Here is a 14,983-nt window from a genome sequence, read left to right as displayed (position 1 = left end):
AAATCATTCATAACTAATTCATTACATATGATTATTCTTGGTTCCACGTCAGAAGTTGCACAAGCATTTGTAGAAAAAGCATTAACTGCTGGTGAAAAATTTCCTAAAATTTATCTGGTTACTTCTAGCCGAGAAACCACAGAACGTTTTGCGCAACATATCGATGTGAAATTTCTACAGCCATCAGAAATCATAGAATTGGATTTGACTCAAGAAATCAATTATTCTGTTTTTGAAAATATAGACTCAGATTTGCTTTTCTGTGCTACTGGTTATTTAGGTTTGGGAACCGAAGATGGTTTATATGATGATAAAAACACAGAGAAAATCATCGACATTAATTACGCAAAATTGGTTCCTGTAATCAATTATTTTGCTAAAAAAATGGAAAGCAAAAGAAGCGGAAACATCATCGCGCTTTCCTCTGTAGCAGGAGATAGAGGAAGACAGAGTAATTTCATCTACGGAAGCGCAAAAGCAGCTTTTACCGCTTATTTAAGTGGATTGAGAAATTATCTTTTTCCTCAAAAAGTTCATGTGATGACGGTAAAACCAGGTTTTATGGAGACCAAAATGACCGAAGGTTTACCACTCAATCCAAAACTTACTGCAACACCAAAACAAGCGGCAGAATGCATTTATAAAGCCTATAAAAAGCAAAAAAATATCGTTTATGTTTTGCCAATTTGGAGACTAATCATGCTCATCATCATTCATATTCCTGAGTTTATTTTTAAGAAATTGAAACTGTAAATGAAAAATGTTCCTTTAATATTTTTAATATTTTTTTCAAATTTAATTTTTTGTCAAGTTATTGAAGAAAATAAAGATATGGATATGTATCTTAAAGATGTAATTTCTAGAGATGATGTTTATCAAAATGATATTGATATAAGAATAAAGTATATTAATGATTTTGATAAAAATATTTTGATTAATTATCAAAATCTTCCTGAAGAATTTATTAAAAAACAAACAAAAGAAAATTTAGAAATTATAAAACAAATTCATGATTTGTATTATGAAAAGGTTTCTAAAATGGAAAAGGAATTTAATTACAATCAGAAATTTACATACAAACAGTTAACACCAAAATCTAGAATTAATAGTTTACTGTTAATTGATGAATTAAAAAATTATCCAGATAGTTATTCTATACTTTATAGTGATGTATTAGTAAGATTTAACGATAAAGATTTTGAAAAAAAAATGGATAAGTTATTTAATTTATCTAAAAATTATAGTGTTGAGATATCAAAATTGCGATTAGAAATAGATGATTTCAAAAGGCAGTTTTTGAATAAACCAATGTATTATCCAATTTGGGAAAAACAAGAAGTTGTAAGCTATTGTAGTTATATTGACATTGTATTATGGTGTTATTCAAATTCGAGTTTAAATAAATCTCTTTCAAAATGAAAAAACTATATCTATTTGATTTTGATGGAACACTTACCTACAAAGATACCATGTTTTTGTACTTGCATTTTTATAATGAAAAAAAATATTTCTGGAATTTTCTGAAACATATTCCGCTATTTATTTTGGTAAAATTGCATTTGGCGAATGCAGAAAAAGTGAAGAAAAGTTTCATCAGTTCTATTCTAAAAGGGGAAAGAGAAGAAAAAATCAATAGAGTTTCTCAAGAGTTTCTCGATAAATTTTATCCGAAAATCATCAGAGAAAACGCTTTGGAATTTATAGAAAACATTGACAAAGAAAACACAGAAAGTTACTTAATAACCGCTTCTCTTGATATTTGGGTAAAACCTTTTGCCGAAAAAATGGGAATGAAATTTTTGGCTACAGAAGCCCGTTTCGAAAACGGAATTTTCACAGGACATTTCAAAACTAGAAATAACAACGGCAAAGAAAAAGTAAACCGAATCCAAAAAGAAATAGAAGGCAAAAAGTACGATAAAATCATCGCTTTTGGCGATACTTCTGGAGATTTACCTATGCTTTCTCTCGCACACGAATCTCATTACAGATTTTTTCATTAATTTCGTCGCGTTAAATTCTAAAATGGAGAAATTAAGATTTTCTATCTTAATGCTCACAAATATTTCCTAAAAATGACACAGATATATTTAGATAATGCTGCTACTACACCGCTTTTAGACGAAGTGATAGATGCGATGGTGGTGGTTATGAAAAACAATTTCGGAAATCCTTCTTCTACACATACGCTTGGTCAAGAGGCCAAAACCATTCTAGAAGAAACCCGTAGAAAAATTGCCCATGAACTCCATGTTTCCCCCGCAGAAATTATCTACACTTCTTGCGGAACGGAAGCTAATAATTTAATTCTGAAATCTGCGGTTGAAGATTTAAAAATCGAAAGAATCATTACCACAGAATTAGAGCATAAATGTGTAGCAGAATCGGTGGAAAATCTCAAAAATTCCAAAAATGTAGAAGTGATTTACCTTAATGTCAATGAAAAAGGAGATGTAGATATAGACCAATTGCAGCAGCTTTTGAAGTCTTCAGATAAAAAGACTTTGGTAAGTTTAATGCACGCCAATAATGAAATTGGCAATCTTTTAGACCTTGACAAAGTTGCAAATATTTGCAAAGAGAACGGAGCGTATTTACATTCAGATACGGTGCAAACGATGGCACATTTGCCTTTGGATTTTTCTAAAACTTTGGTTGATTTTGCCAGTTGTAGTGCTCACAAATTTCACGGGCCAAAAGGTGCAGGTTTTGCTTTCATCAGAAAATCTACGCACTTAAAAGCTCAAATTCATGGTGGAACTCAAGAGCGAAATTTAAGAGCTGGAACAGAAAACGTGGTAGGGATTGCAGGATTAGGAAAAGCATTTGAAATTGCGACTGAGAATTTAGAGAAATTCTCTTCTCACATTCAAGAAATCAAGGATTACACCATCCAAAGACTTTCAGAAAAAATTCCGGGAATTCTTTTTAATGGAAGAAGTGCAGAAAGTAATAAGAGTCTTTATACGGTATTAAGTGTGTCTTTGCCTTCACAAAATCCTTTGATTGGTTTACAGCTAGATATGAAAGGAATTGCAGTTTCACAAGGAAGTGCATGTAGTTCTGGAGCAGCAAAACCATCATCGGTACTTTCTAAAATTTTAAGCGAAGAAACCCAGCAAAACACCACTCCGCTTAGAATATCTTTTTCTCATAAAACCACAAAAGAAGAAATAGATGCTTTAGTTAATGCATTGGTAGAAATCTTGCGATTATAGAAAAAGATAATGGTTCGCATAGACAATACTTTTAAAAATTTGGCAAGAATATTGTAAATTTGTAACTTGAAATCAATAAATAATTAGAAACAAATATTAAAGAATTATGGCAGTAGAATTAACAGACAGCAACTTTCAAGAATTGGTATTAAATTCAGATAAACCAGTATTAGTAGATTTTTGGGCTGCTTGGTGTGGACCATGTAGAATGCTTGGACCAATCATTGAAGAACTTCATGATGATTTCCAAGGAAAAGCAATCGTAGGAAAAGTAGATGTAGATAATAATCAACAAATATCTATGGATTACGGAATCAGAAATATTCCTACTGTTTTGATTTTTAAGAACGGAGAAGTAGTAGATAAATTCGTAGGAGTAGCTCCTAAAGCGGCTATTGCAGAGAAATTAAATGCATACTTGTAAAAATAATATAATTGAAAATGAATGCTTTCCGTTTTGGAGAGCATTTTTTTTATAAAAATATTTGCAGTATTCAAGAAAAGTTGTAATTTTGCCATCACGAAAAAAGAGCAATGTTCTTTAATTAAAAGATCCGGTAGTTCAGTTGGTTAGAATGCCGCCCTGTCACGGCGGAGGTCGCGGGTTCGAGTCCCGTCCGGATCGCAAAAAGTTTATCAATTACTTTTCAAAAAATTGATCCGGTAGTTCAGTTGGTTAGAATGCCGCCCTGTCACGGCGGAGGTCGCGGGTTCGAGTCCCGTCCGGATCGCATTTAAAAATGCAATTTGCAACAAAACCCTTTAAATCTTTAGATATAAAGGGTTTTTTGTTGAGCTGGACTTTCAAAGTTTATGAATAATTCTCAATATGTGGGTGTCTTTTTCGGAGTCACCTATTTTTAAGAACCTTTTCATAAGACCCCGATTTCTATTTTTTCTAGTGAAAAATTTCCTCAGAATTTCACTTTAAAAGAAAGAGGTTTTCTGTGGCAAAATATAGGTGTCTTTCTAATATAGAGACCCCTAATTTATCAAAATTACAGACTCCTAATCTTGTTTTATCCCAGTATTGATAGAAGTACATATTTTGAACATCTTGTAGGTACCATAGAGCTGGTTTAATTTTAACCTATAAGTCACCACTAGGAAACACTAAGTGATCTATTCTCTTTTATATAAACCCAAATTCCGCAATAGAAAAAAAAGAGTATTTTAGTATTCTAATATCCAACTGCGTAGCAGTAGAAAAAAATAAGCGATGAAATTCGAGCTATCCTTTACCAATAAAGAGATTACGCCTTGGGGAGGCATGGTGTTTTTAAAGCAAATGTTGGACAAAATCGGCTTTAGAGAGCAAATTGAAAAATGCGAATCTTTACCTGTGTCACTTTCCAATAATTCTTATAAAAAAGAAGTTTTGCTTGAATCTTTTATTACGAGTATTTGGTGTGGTGCCAATCGTTTTTTGCACACAGAAATTACCCGTGCAGATAAGGCTCTTGGGGAAATATTTGACTGGCGAAAGACCCCTGCTCAGGACGCATATAAACGCTATTTTGGCAAGTTTACACAACACATCAACCAGCAAGTTGGGCATTATTTTTTCAGTTGGTTTTTTCAGAATTTGAACCTCAATTATTTTACGTTAGACATTGATTCATCTGTAATTACTCGATACGGAGAGCAAGAGGGAGCAAAAAAAGGCTACAATCCTAAGAAAAAAGGAAGAAACAGCCATCATCCTATCATTGCATTTGTGAACGATGTAAAGATGGTCGCTAATTTTTGGCTCAGGAGCGGCAATACTTCTTCGGCAAATAATTTTGTAGGATTTTTAGAAGAAACACTCTTAAATTTTGGGGATAAGAAAGTAGGATTAGTTCGTTTGGATAGTGGTTTTTTCCAGAAAGACATTATGGATTATCTTGAATTAAAAACACTCCAATACATCATCGCTGCAAAATTTACTCACCCCATTCAACACTTGATAGACCAGCAAGATTTTTGGATAAAAGTTGATGAGGGCATCGAAATTTGCGACAAATATTATCAAGCAAAAAACTGGGAAAAGCCAAGAAGGATAGTCATTGTAAGGCAAAAAATAGCACAACGGCCGAATGCGGCAGGCCGAATATTAAGCCTGTTTCCGGAAGATGAAATCCATAGAAATTATCGCTATTCAGCCTATATTACCAACCAAGAACAATCGGCAACAGATGTTTGGAGAACGTACCGAAACAGAGGCGATGCAGAGAATCGAATCAAGGAATTAAAGGCAGATTTTGGAGCCGAAAGTTTTAACCTTAAAGGCTTTTTCCCTACAGAAGCTGCACTTATATTTTCGATGATTGCTTATAATCTGATGTCAATTTTCAGACTGTTTGTTCTTCAGGAAAAAACGCAGAAAACATTATCTACACTACGATATAGAACCTTTGCTATTGGAGCTTATTTTGAAAAAGTAGGTGACACACTCAAACTGAAGATTGCACTCACCAAAAAACGCAGAAAATGGTTCGTCGGAATTTGGGATTACCCCATAGACTTATCTCAAAAAATTTCAACTGCGTGATTTGGGATAAAAAGAGCTAAGTCGAATTCAGACGGAAAATTCCCAATAGATTTACGTATTACGGTGATGGTAAAAGAACAGAATTTAGCATCAAAAGATTTGAAAAGTTCTAAAAACGTCACCTTTTGACGTTTTACTTCCTTACCTTTGCCTCAACCTTAACCTTAATCTATTTTCCATGGCAAAAAACGAACAAATGCTCAGACTGCTCTTTATAGAAGAGTTTTTACGCAGAAGAAAAGACCGAGGCGCCACTTATCCAGAAATTGCAGATTATCTAGAATCGCAGTTTGCAGAAAAAGGACTGGAACTCAAATTTACCGAACGCACTTTTCAGCGAGATAAACTGGCGATTGCAGATGTATTTGGGATTCAGATTTCTTATTCCCGAAAGAAAAATGCCCACTTCATAGAGGAAGAAGAACTGGAACTTTCCCAGGAAAGCGTTTTTGACCAATTGCTATTGGTGGAAGCCTACCGCGAAACCAAAGGAAAAGCAGATGTGATGTTTTTCGAGCCGAGAAGAGCCAGAGGTTTAGAACACCTTAATGGTTTGATTCATGCCATTACCCAAAAGAAAGTGCTTTCTTTTACCTATCAGAAATTTTGGGAAAACGAAAAATCCAGCAAAGTCGTTATGCCTTATGCGTTGAGGGAATTTAAAAACCGTTGGTACCTTTTAGCCGCCGATTATCAGTCCAAAAACCCCTCTTTTTTACTGAAAACTTACGGATTAGACCGCATTTCTGACCTCAATATCAGCAATACTTCTTTCAAAAGAGAGAATATTGATATAGAAAAGGCGTATAAAAATTCTTTTGGCATCATCAGTACTTTGGGCAAAGAAACACAGGAAATTCTGTTGAAATTTGACCGTGAACAAGCCAATTATATCAAAGCTTTGCCACTGCATCATTCCCAAACCATAATCGCGGAGAACGAAACGGAAACCATTTTTAGGGTGAGTTTGGTGCCTACTTATGATTTCCAAAGAGAGATTTTATCCTACGGAAAACGCGTGCAAGTTTTAGCGCCCGAAAGTTTTATCCAAGAACTGAAAGCAGAGGTAGAAATTATGCTGAAAAATTTTTCTGTGTAAGCACTATTGTTAACTCCATATCTTCGAGTCAAAGTTGGGTGAAATTCGGGTTTTCTGTGGGGTTTGTTCGTGGTTTGTTCGTGTTTCCTTCGAATCAGCCTCGGAAAAGTACCATAAATTACGAACAAACCACGAACAAACCTAAAACTTGAGTAGAACTTGACCCTAACTTGATTGGGACAAAAATGATGGGGTTTTATGATTTTTATTGCAATACGTTTTTCCGTAATGATGTTTGAAAAGGATTTGATATATTTGTTTTAGGCTTTTATATTGATAAAATTTTATATCTTTAAGAAAGTAGATTTTATGTAAATAATTTACATTAATTAAAAACTAATGAAACGAAAACTTTGGTCAAAAGAAGAGTTGATACTTGCATTTAATTTGTACTTAAAAACTCCTTTTGGAAAAATGCACAGTACAAATAAAGATGTGATTTATTTAGCTCATTTAATTGGTAGAACTCCAAATTCTGTAGCTTTACGTTTAGTAAATTTCGCAAGTGTAGATCCTGTTCTTAAAGCAAGAGGAATTAAAGGAATGGATGGAGGAAAAAAAATTGTTCAGCCAATTTGGGATGAGTTTTTTAACAATCAAGAAGAACTTATTTTTCTAAGTGAAAAAATTTTAGCAGAAAAAGAAAATTATACTGTTGAACAAAAATTTGAAGAACTATTTTTTGATATCAAAGAACTTAAAGGTGAAGTGAAATTAAGAGAAATTAAAACAAGAGTAAATCAAAATGTATTTAGGCAGATGGTAATTTCTAATTATACAGGTAAATGTGCTATTTCAGGAATTGATATTCCCGAGTTACTTGTAGCTAGCCACATCGTTCCTTGGTCAATAAATGAAGAAGAAAGATTAAACCCTGAAAACGGAATTTGTTTTTCTGCTTTATATGATAAGGCTTTTGATAAAGGATTAATAGGTATTGATGAGCAATATAAAATATTACTTTCTAAAAATATTAAGAAGAATAAAGAAGCGATTTATTATGATAAATATTTTGCCCCTTTAGAAAATCAAACTTTGACTTTACCACAAAAATATTTACCTAAAAAAGAATTTATACAGTATCATTTAGATGTTATATTTCAGAAAATTTAAGTATTTAAAATCTAAATTTAAGAATAAATCCAATTATAAATTATTTGTCAATTAAATATGGAATATCATCTAGTTTATCAACTATTTCCTCGTTCGTTTGGAATAAATAATGAAATTAAGTCAGTTATAGAGTGTTTTGAGAAGAATTACGAAAGTATAAAATCTCCTGATAATAACCTTAGTAGTGACGGAGTTTTAAAAGTTATTTCAAAAGATTTAGAAGCACTGAATTTTAGAGTAGAGAAAAGTAAACTGACTAACGATAAGATAAAAGTGCCAGTTTTATTTGGAATCAATAATCGAATAGATAAGTTTTTTGATGCAGATGCAGTTAGTGCAGATGGAAAAATAGTAATTGAAGTAGAAGCTGGTAGAGGTTATAGGAATAACCAATTTTTAAAAGATATCTTTCAGGCATGTATGATGCCAAATGTTGAATTTTTAGTAATAGCGGTACGAAATCATTATCATAATAGTGATGATTTTAAATCTATTTTTCAATTTCTTGAAACTTTATATATAAGTGGAAGATTACAACTTCCCTTGAAAGGAATTGTTTTAATAGGTTATTAAAGACAATATTTAACCAATAAAAAACTAACCAACCATGGCCATTGCAAAAGACGGAATTCTAGGAAGCTTTTCTGGGAAAGTAGGCAATATTGTAGGACTTACCTTAAACCCAAATTCCGCAATAGAAAAAAAAGAGTATTTTAGTATTCTAATATCCAACTGCGTAGCAGTAGAAAAAAATAAGCGATGAAATTCGAGCTATCCTTTACCAATAAAGAGATTACGCCTTGGGGAGGCATGGTGTTTTTAAAGCAAATGTTGGACAAAATCGGCTTTAGAGAGCAAATTGAAAAATGCGAATCTTTACCTGTGTCACTTTCCAATAATTCTTATAAAAAAGAAGTTTTGCTTGAATCTTTTATTACGAGTATTTGGTGTGGTGCCAATCGTTTTTTGCACACAGAAATTACCCGTGCAGATAAGGCTCTTGGGGAAATATTTGACTGGCGAAAGACCCCTGCTCAGGACGCATATAAACGCTATTTTGGCAAGTTTACACAACACATCAACCAGCAAGTTGGGCATTATTTTTTCAGTTGGTTTTTTCAGAATTTGAACCTCAATTATTTTACGTTAGACATTGATTCATCTGTAATTACTCGATACGGAGAGCAAGAGGGAGCAAAAAAAGGCTACAATCCTAAGAAAAAAGGAAGAAACAGCCATCATCCTATCATTGCATTTGTGAACGATGTAAAGATGGTCGCTAATTTTTGGCTCAGGAGCGGCAATACTTCTTCGGCAAATAATTTTGTAGGATTTTTAGAAGAAACACTCTTAAATTTTGGGGATAAGAAAGTAGGATTAGTTCGTTTGGATAGTGGTTTTTTCCAGAAAGACATTATGGATTATCTTGAATTAAAAACACTCCAATACATCATCGCTGCAAAATTTACTCACCCCATTCAACACTTGATAGACCAGCAAGATTTTTGGATAAAAGTTGATGAGGGCATCGAAATTTGCGACAAATATTATCAAGCAAAAAACTGGGAAAAGCCAAGAAGGATAGTCATTGTAAGGCAAAAAATAGCACAACGGCCGAATGCGGCAGGCCGAATATTAAGCCTGTTTCCGGAAGATGAAATCCATAGAAATTATCGCTATTCAGCCTATATTACCAACCAAGAACAATCGGCAACAGATGTTTGGAGAACGTACCGAAACAGAGGCGATGCAGAGAATCGAATCAAGGAATTAAAGGCAGATTTTGGAGCCGAAAGTTTTAACCTTAAAGGCTTTTTCCCTACAGAAGCTGCACTTATATTTTCGATGATTGCTTATAATCTGATGTCAATTTTCAGACTGTTTGTTCTTCAGGAAAAAACGCAGAAAACATTATCTACACTACGATATAGAACCTTTGCTATTGGAGCTTATTTTGAAAAAGTAGGTGACACACTCAAACTGAAGATTGCACTCACCAAAAAACGCAGAAAATGGTTCGTCGGAATTTGGGATTACCCCATAGACTTATCTCAAAAAATTTCAACTGCGTGATTTGGGTTAAATGGGGTTCCTATTATGCGAGCTGCTCCCAAAGCTTCTCAAAAACCACCCACAGAAAAACAACGCTTGCAGAGACTGAAGTTTTCTCTAGCGATAGAGTTTACCAAACCTTTTCTACAAATTACCCAACAATTCTTTAACCAAAGTGCTTTTTCGGGGGAGAGAAGGAATCTTTTGATTTCTTATACGCTGCAAAATGTGATTCAGGTGCAAGATGATGAGTTTACGCTGCTTTGGAACAAGTTTTTAGTTTCTAGTGGAGATTTAAGCGGTTTTCATCACTTAGACGTTGCGCTACAAGATGATGCGCTGCATCTTACTTGGCAAGACAATAGTTCACAAGGATTTGCACAGCCCAATGATGAGGTGCATCTCCTCTTAGTGAGTGAAAACCTAGAGCAGGTAGATTTTTTAGAAAATATCGCCCATAGAACTAGTACACAAGTTACAGTTCCTTTGCCAGATTGGACGGTAGAACATCCTGCCCATTTCTATATTTTTATGAGCAATACTGCACGCAATCAATCGTGCAATAGTTTTTATCTCGGGAAGCTAGAGCAGGGTTTATGGCGCTAAGTTTTTCTGCGTTTACAATGGGTGTTTTAATCTTAATAATTTGATGATTTCAAGGATAAACAAAACACTTACCACTCCTATAATAGACGTAAAAAAATGTTGATGACCGGAATATTCGAAACTGAAAATCTTTTGTAATACAGGGTTTCCAATCGTTAAAAAAAGTAAAGTAAAAGCAATGGTAGAAATGATGACCAAAGCTTTATTATTCTCTAAAATCACAGAAACAAAATTTCGGGTGTCAGACAATGAAGTGAGAATGAGAAATACATTTCCTACAATTAATGAAGAAAATGCGATGGCCCCAGCTGCGCAAAGTCTGTGACTCCCGCTCTACGAAGTCTCCCTACTTCGTAGTAGATAAATAATGTGAAAGCCAACTTTTTTAAGGTTGGCTTTTGGTAAAATAATTTTTGACACTATCCCAAAAAGTGTGTAAGTTAAAAAGTTAAGGCTTGGATTTTATAATCTGAGCCTTTTGTCAAAAATAAGCATAAATTGGTTTAAAACAATACCCCAATTTTGGATTGGCATTGACCATTTTTTGGTAGCTTCCTTTAAAGCAAGAAAAACCGACTTCAAGACTGCATCATCCGTAGGGAAAGACATTTTGTTTTTGGTATATTTTCTGATTTTTCCATTGAGATTTTCAATTAAATTAGTAGTGTAAATAATTTTACGGATTTCCAAAGGAAAGTCAAAAAATACAGTCAGTTCGTCCCAATTATCTCTCCACGATTTTATCGCATAAGCATATTTGGATTCCCATTTTTCTGCAAAATCATTCAGAGCGGCTTCTGCCGCTTGTTTATTTGGAGCATTATAGATGTGCTTCATATCGGCAGTAAAGTCTTTTCTGTCTTTCCAAACCACGTATTTACAGGCGTTTCTAATTTGATGAACTACACAGATTTGGGTTTGAGATTCAGGAAAAATTGAGCGAATAGTCTGGGTAAATCCATTCAAATTATCGGTAGCTGTAATTAAAATATCTTCTACACCACGAGCTTTTAAATCGGTTAAAACAGTCATCCAAAAACTAGAACTTTCGTTTTTTCCGAGCCACATTCCGAGAACTTCTTTCTTGCCATCACGGTTTAAACCTACCGCTAAATAGATGGTTTTATTGATGACTTTTGAGTTTTCACGAACTTTAAAGACAATTCCATCCATCCAAACAATGAGATAAAGGTCTTCTAATGGTCTATTCTGCCAACTCACTACTTCGCTTGCAACTGCATCAGTAATCCTAGAAATGGTAGAAGTAGAGACTTCAAAATCGTACATCTCACGAATTTGCTCCTCAATATCGCTCACGCTCATTCCTTTAGCATAAAAGGAGATAATGATATTTTCTAAACCTTCTATAATATTGTGTCTTTTAGGAACTAGAGCTGGTTCAAAACTACTTTCTCTATCTCTGGGAATTTTTATTTCAGATTCACCAAATGAGGATTTTATCTTTTTGGTTCCGTGTCCGTTACGATAGTTTCCAGTGGTGGTTTTTTCGTGTTTCTCGTTGTCGAGATGAGCATCAAGTTCGGCTTCGAGCATGTGTTCTACAGCTCGTTTGTGCATTTGTTTAAAGAATGAGGTTAAATCTTCTCCATTCTTAAAGGATTTGTAGAAATCCTTGTTGTTTAATAAGTCTTCTTTGTCAATCATAACTATGTAAATATATAAAATAGTAAAAAGTTATTTCCGAAAAATTTTTTGAGCTTTTATTGCTCAAAATTTTTCAGAATAACTTTTCAACTTACACAGTTAATGAAATACTACCTAATTTTTTAAACTGTAATAGCTACGATTTAACTATATTTGAATTATTAACGAGTCAACCTTTTTTAGGACAACTCAAATTTATGTCTCACAAAACCCATCACAATCTTAAATAAAAACAGCCTTGTTTCAGATTAAGTCGTAGCTATTACATCTAATAGAGCTTTTTTAGTCCGTAACCTTCATCATCTTCTAACTCCTAATTCATACCTCATACCTCATACTTCATACTTCATACTTCTTCAAACCTCATACCTCCTACGGGCGGATTTTAACGCAATAGAGCAGATTTCTAATCGTGAGCAAAAAACAGAACCCTGTCATTCTGAACGAAGCGTAGCATAGTGAAGAATCTCTTCATAAAGCAAAATATTTCAACTTTACGACTTAACAACTTCACAACTTTACAAATCATCAACTTCACAACTTTACCCCGCACTCATAACTCATAACTCATAACTCATAATTCATACCTCATACCTCATACCTCATACCTCATACTTCATACTTCATACTTCATACTTCATACTTCTTCAAACCTCATACCTCCTACGGGCGGATTTTAACGCAATAGAGCAGATTTCTAATCGTGAGTAAATAACAAAACCCTGTCATTCTGAACGAAGCGTAGCATAGTGAAGAATCTCTTCATAAAGCAAAATATTTCAACTTTACCACTTAACAACTTCACAACTTTACAAATCATCAACTTCACAACTTTACCCCGCACTCATAACTCATAACTCATAATTCATACCTCATAACTCACAACTTTACAACTTTACACTTTCACAATTTCCAATGTTCCTCAGAGCCCTCAAAAACGCCATTTTTTCAATACATCTCCGTGAACTTTGTGATATAAAAATAAGTCAGATTGCACTAATCTATAATCCATGACCTATCAACTCAATAATTCTTTTCTGCCATAGATTTATTCACCTTTTTCTTTAGATTTTATTCATCATCAGAAATCATTTAGGCGGTTTTATTTTCTTAATTTTGCAAACAGTATAAATAAAAAAAGTTATGAATTTAAAAGGTAAAAATGCACTGATTACAGGTGGTGGAAGAGGTCTTGGGAAAGCGGTAGCTGTAGCTTTGGCAAATGAAGGCGTAAATGTAGGAATTACGGGTAGAAATGAAGAACATCTAAAGTCTACCGTTGCAGAATTGGAAAAATTAGGAGTAAAAGCAGTCTATTCTGTTTTTAATGTAGATGAGATGGCTCAAGTGGAGCAAGGCGTAGCTTCTATCGCTTCTCAATTGGGCGGAATAGACATTTTAATCAATAACGCTGGAGTAGGTGATTTTGGCAGCTTCGAAGATATGCCGGTAGAAACTTGGGAAAAAGTAATGAAGGTGAATCTTTTTGGTGTCTATTACGTAGCAAAAGCAACTTTGCCTTATATCAAACAAAATAAAGAAGGAGACATCGTAAATGTAGCGTCAACTGCGGGATTAAAAGGCGGTCCGAATATGTCAGCATACTGTGCTTCTAAAGCTGCGGTAATTTCACTTTCTCAATCATTGATGGCAGAACTTAGAAAATTCAATATTCGTGTAATAACCTTAACACCAAGTACCATTGCTACTGATATGAGTATAGAAGGTAAACTTACTGATGGTAACCCAGAAAAAGTGCTTCAACCAGAAGATTTCGCAGAATGGGTGAGAGATATTTTGAAAATGAACAGAAGAGCCATGATTGCTAATGCTTCTATTTTCTCTACCAATCCATAAGAATTGCATCTACAATATTTAAAAAATCCATCGCTTTTGATGGATTTTTTGCTTTCAATATTCTACATTTGGAGAGAACAATTCTTTTGTTTGCAATTTAGAATGATAAAAATATGAGTGAGATTTTAAGACGTCAAATTGAGAATATTACACCATTAACAGACCAAGAGTTCGAGTATATTCTGTCTCATTTTACCTTGAAAAAATTAAAAAAGCATCAGATTTTAATTCAAGATGGAGATGCGGTACAAAATGATTATTTTGTGATGAATGGTTTGTTAAAAGCTTCTTACCTGAATCAAGAAGGCAAAGAACATATTATGCAATTTGCAATGGAAGATTGGTGGATTACCGATTATCAAGCCTATTTTAATCAAACGGAAGCGACTTTTACCATTGATGCTTTAGAACCTACAGAAGTGCTTACGTTGTCTCTTTATAATCGAGAGAAACTCTGTGCAGACATGCATAAAATGGAGCATTTTTTCAGAAAAAAGTCGAATAATGGTTATGTAGCGCTCCAACGAAGAATTTTGTCTTTGCTGAATAGCAATGCCAAAGAACGCTATGAACAATTTATTTCTCAATATCCTACACTTTTGCAACGATTGCCCAAAACGTTAATCGCTTCGTATTTAGGAGTTTCCAGAGAAACCTTGAGTCGGCTTTCGGTGTAATGTGATGTAGGTCACAAAAAAGTTGTGATGTACGTCCTGTTGTTTGTGGGAAGTTGGATTTACCTTTGCAGTGTTAAATCATTAAAAAAATGAATAGGAAATATAGTCAGAACAAGTTTATATCAAAGATAATTTTCTTAACGAGTTGTATTCTTTTTTTAGG

Annotated in this window: 16 protein-coding genes and 2 tRNA genes; 16 read left to right on the top strand and 2 right to left on the bottom strand. The window is 33.9% G+C overall.

Annotated elements, in window-relative coordinates; all coding sequences use genetic code 11:
- The first annotated feature begins 27 nt into the window (after positions 1-27).
- The 14 genes from KKQ79_RS07250 to KKQ79_RS07185 all read left to right on the top strand — a co-directional run bounded on the left by KKQ79_RS07250 (position 28) and on the right by KKQ79_RS07185 (position 10,621).
- The gene (locus tag KKQ79_RS07250) at positions 28-753 is read left to right on the top strand and encodes an SDR family NAD(P)-dependent oxidoreductase (RefSeq protein ID WP_069797664.1); all 726 of its coding nucleotides are present in this window, start codon (positions 28-30) and stop codon (positions 751-753) included.
- A complete protein-coding gene (locus KKQ79_RS07245; protein WP_213189558.1) occupies positions 754-1,419 on the top strand; it encodes a hypothetical protein in 666 nt (221 codons plus the stop codon).
- The gene (locus KKQ79_RS07240; RefSeq protein ID WP_213189557.1) at positions 1,416-2,003 is read left to right on the top strand and encodes an HAD family hydrolase; all 588 of its coding nucleotides are present in this window, start codon (positions 1,416-1,418) and stop codon (positions 2,001-2,003) included. Before KKQ79_RS07245 ends, KKQ79_RS07240 begins: the two co-directional genes overlap by 4 nt.
- 72 nt (positions 2,004-2,075) lie before the next feature.
- Complete coding sequence (locus KKQ79_RS07235) at positions 2,076-3,218, top strand: cysteine desulfurase family protein (RefSeq protein WP_213189556.1); 1,143 nt, start codon at positions 2,076-2,078, stop codon at positions 3,216-3,218.
- A 106-nt stretch (positions 3,219-3,324) separates the two neighbouring features.
- Entirely contained in the window at positions 3,325-3,642 is a 318-nt protein-coding gene (gene trxA / locus KKQ79_RS07230; protein WP_213189555.1) for a thioredoxin, read from the top strand.
- Positions 3,643-3,769: 127 nt separating this feature from the next.
- Positions 3,770-3,843, top strand: a tRNA-Asp gene (locus KKQ79_RS07225).
- Between the two features lie 32 nt (positions 3,844-3,875).
- Positions 3,876-3,949: transfer RNA gene (locus tag KKQ79_RS07220), tRNA-Asp, on the top strand.
- Positions 3,950-4,437: 488 nt separating this feature from the next.
- Positions 4,438-5,751 carry an IS1380 family transposase gene (locus tag KKQ79_RS07215; protein WP_213188815.1) on the top strand — a complete coding sequence of 438 codons (1,314 nt, stop codon included), beginning with the start codon at positions 4,438-4,440 and terminating at the stop codon, positions 5,749-5,751.
- A 178-nt stretch (positions 5,752-5,929) separates the two neighbouring features.
- Positions 5,930-6,850 carry a helix-turn-helix transcriptional regulator gene (locus KKQ79_RS07210; RefSeq protein ID WP_213189554.1) on the top strand — a complete coding sequence of 307 codons (921 nt, stop codon included), beginning with the start codon at positions 5,930-5,932 and terminating at the stop codon, positions 6,848-6,850.
- A 339-nt stretch (positions 6,851-7,189) separates the two neighbouring features.
- Positions 7,190-7,963 carry an HNH endonuclease gene (locus tag KKQ79_RS07205; protein ID WP_213189553.1) on the top strand — a complete coding sequence of 258 codons (774 nt, stop codon included), beginning with the start codon at positions 7,190-7,192 and terminating at the stop codon, positions 7,961-7,963.
- Positions 7,964-8,020: 57 nt separating this feature from the next.
- A complete protein-coding gene (locus KKQ79_RS07200) occupies positions 8,021-8,536 on the top strand; it encodes a hypothetical protein (protein ID WP_213189552.1) in 516 nt (171 codons plus the stop codon).
- A gap of 34 nt (positions 8,537-8,570) precedes the next feature.
- Positions 8,571-8,726, top strand: coding sequence for a hypothetical protein (locus KKQ79_RS07195; RefSeq protein ID WP_213189551.1), 156 nt, complete (start codon positions 8,571-8,573; stop codon positions 8,724-8,726).
- The gene (locus tag KKQ79_RS07190) at positions 8,723-10,036 is read left to right on the top strand and encodes an IS1380 family transposase (RefSeq protein WP_213188815.1); all 1,314 of its coding nucleotides are present in this window, start codon (positions 8,723-8,725) and stop codon (positions 10,034-10,036) included. Before KKQ79_RS07195 ends, KKQ79_RS07190 begins: the two co-directional genes overlap by 4 nt.
- Before the next feature lie 21 nt (positions 10,037-10,057).
- Positions 10,058-10,621: a DUF6266 family protein gene (locus tag KKQ79_RS07185; RefSeq protein ID WP_284070070.1), complete on the top strand. Its 564-nt coding sequence runs from the start codon at positions 10,058-10,060 to the stop codon at positions 10,619-10,621.
- A 12-nt stretch (positions 10,622-10,633) separates the two neighbouring features.
- Here the strand turns inward: KKQ79_RS07185 and KKQ79_RS07180 are convergent, their stop codons facing one another.
- Together KKQ79_RS07180 and KKQ79_RS07175 are read right to left on the bottom strand one after the other, a co-directional pair.
- Complete coding sequence (locus tag KKQ79_RS07180) at positions 10,634-10,921, bottom strand: cation transporting ATPase C-terminal domain-containing protein (protein WP_213190698.1); 288 nt, start codon at positions 10,919-10,921, stop codon at positions 10,634-10,636.
- Positions 10,922-11,083: 162 nt separating this feature from the next.
- The gene (locus tag KKQ79_RS07175; protein ID WP_213189549.1) at positions 11,084-12,286 is read right to left on the bottom strand and encodes an IS256 family transposase; all 1,203 of its coding nucleotides are present in this window, start codon (positions 12,284-12,286) and stop codon (positions 11,084-11,086) included.
- A 1,143-nt stretch (positions 12,287-13,429) separates the two neighbouring features.
- Between KKQ79_RS07175 and KKQ79_RS07170 the strand changes: the two genes are divergently transcribed.
- Both KKQ79_RS07170 and KKQ79_RS07165 read left to right on the top strand, forming a co-directional pair.
- The gene (locus KKQ79_RS07170) at positions 13,430-14,143 is read left to right on the top strand and encodes a 3-ketoacyl-ACP reductase (RefSeq protein WP_213189548.1); all 714 of its coding nucleotides are present in this window, start codon (positions 13,430-13,432) and stop codon (positions 14,141-14,143) included.
- A 113-nt stretch (positions 14,144-14,256) separates the two neighbouring features.
- Positions 14,257-14,820, top strand: a complete 564-nt coding sequence (locus KKQ79_RS07165) for a Crp/Fnr family transcriptional regulator (protein ID WP_213189547.1) — start codon at positions 14,257-14,259, stop codon at positions 14,818-14,820.
- Positions 14,821-14,983: the final 163 nt, after the last annotated feature.

This window comes from Cloacibacterium caeni, from assembly GCF_907163125.1.
Lineage (GTDB): Bacteria > Bacteroidota > Bacteroidia > Flavobacteriales > Weeksellaceae > Cloacibacterium > Cloacibacterium caeni_B.
Note: the sequence above shows the minus strand (reverse complement) of the source record. Positions and strands in the feature narration are given on the sequence as shown.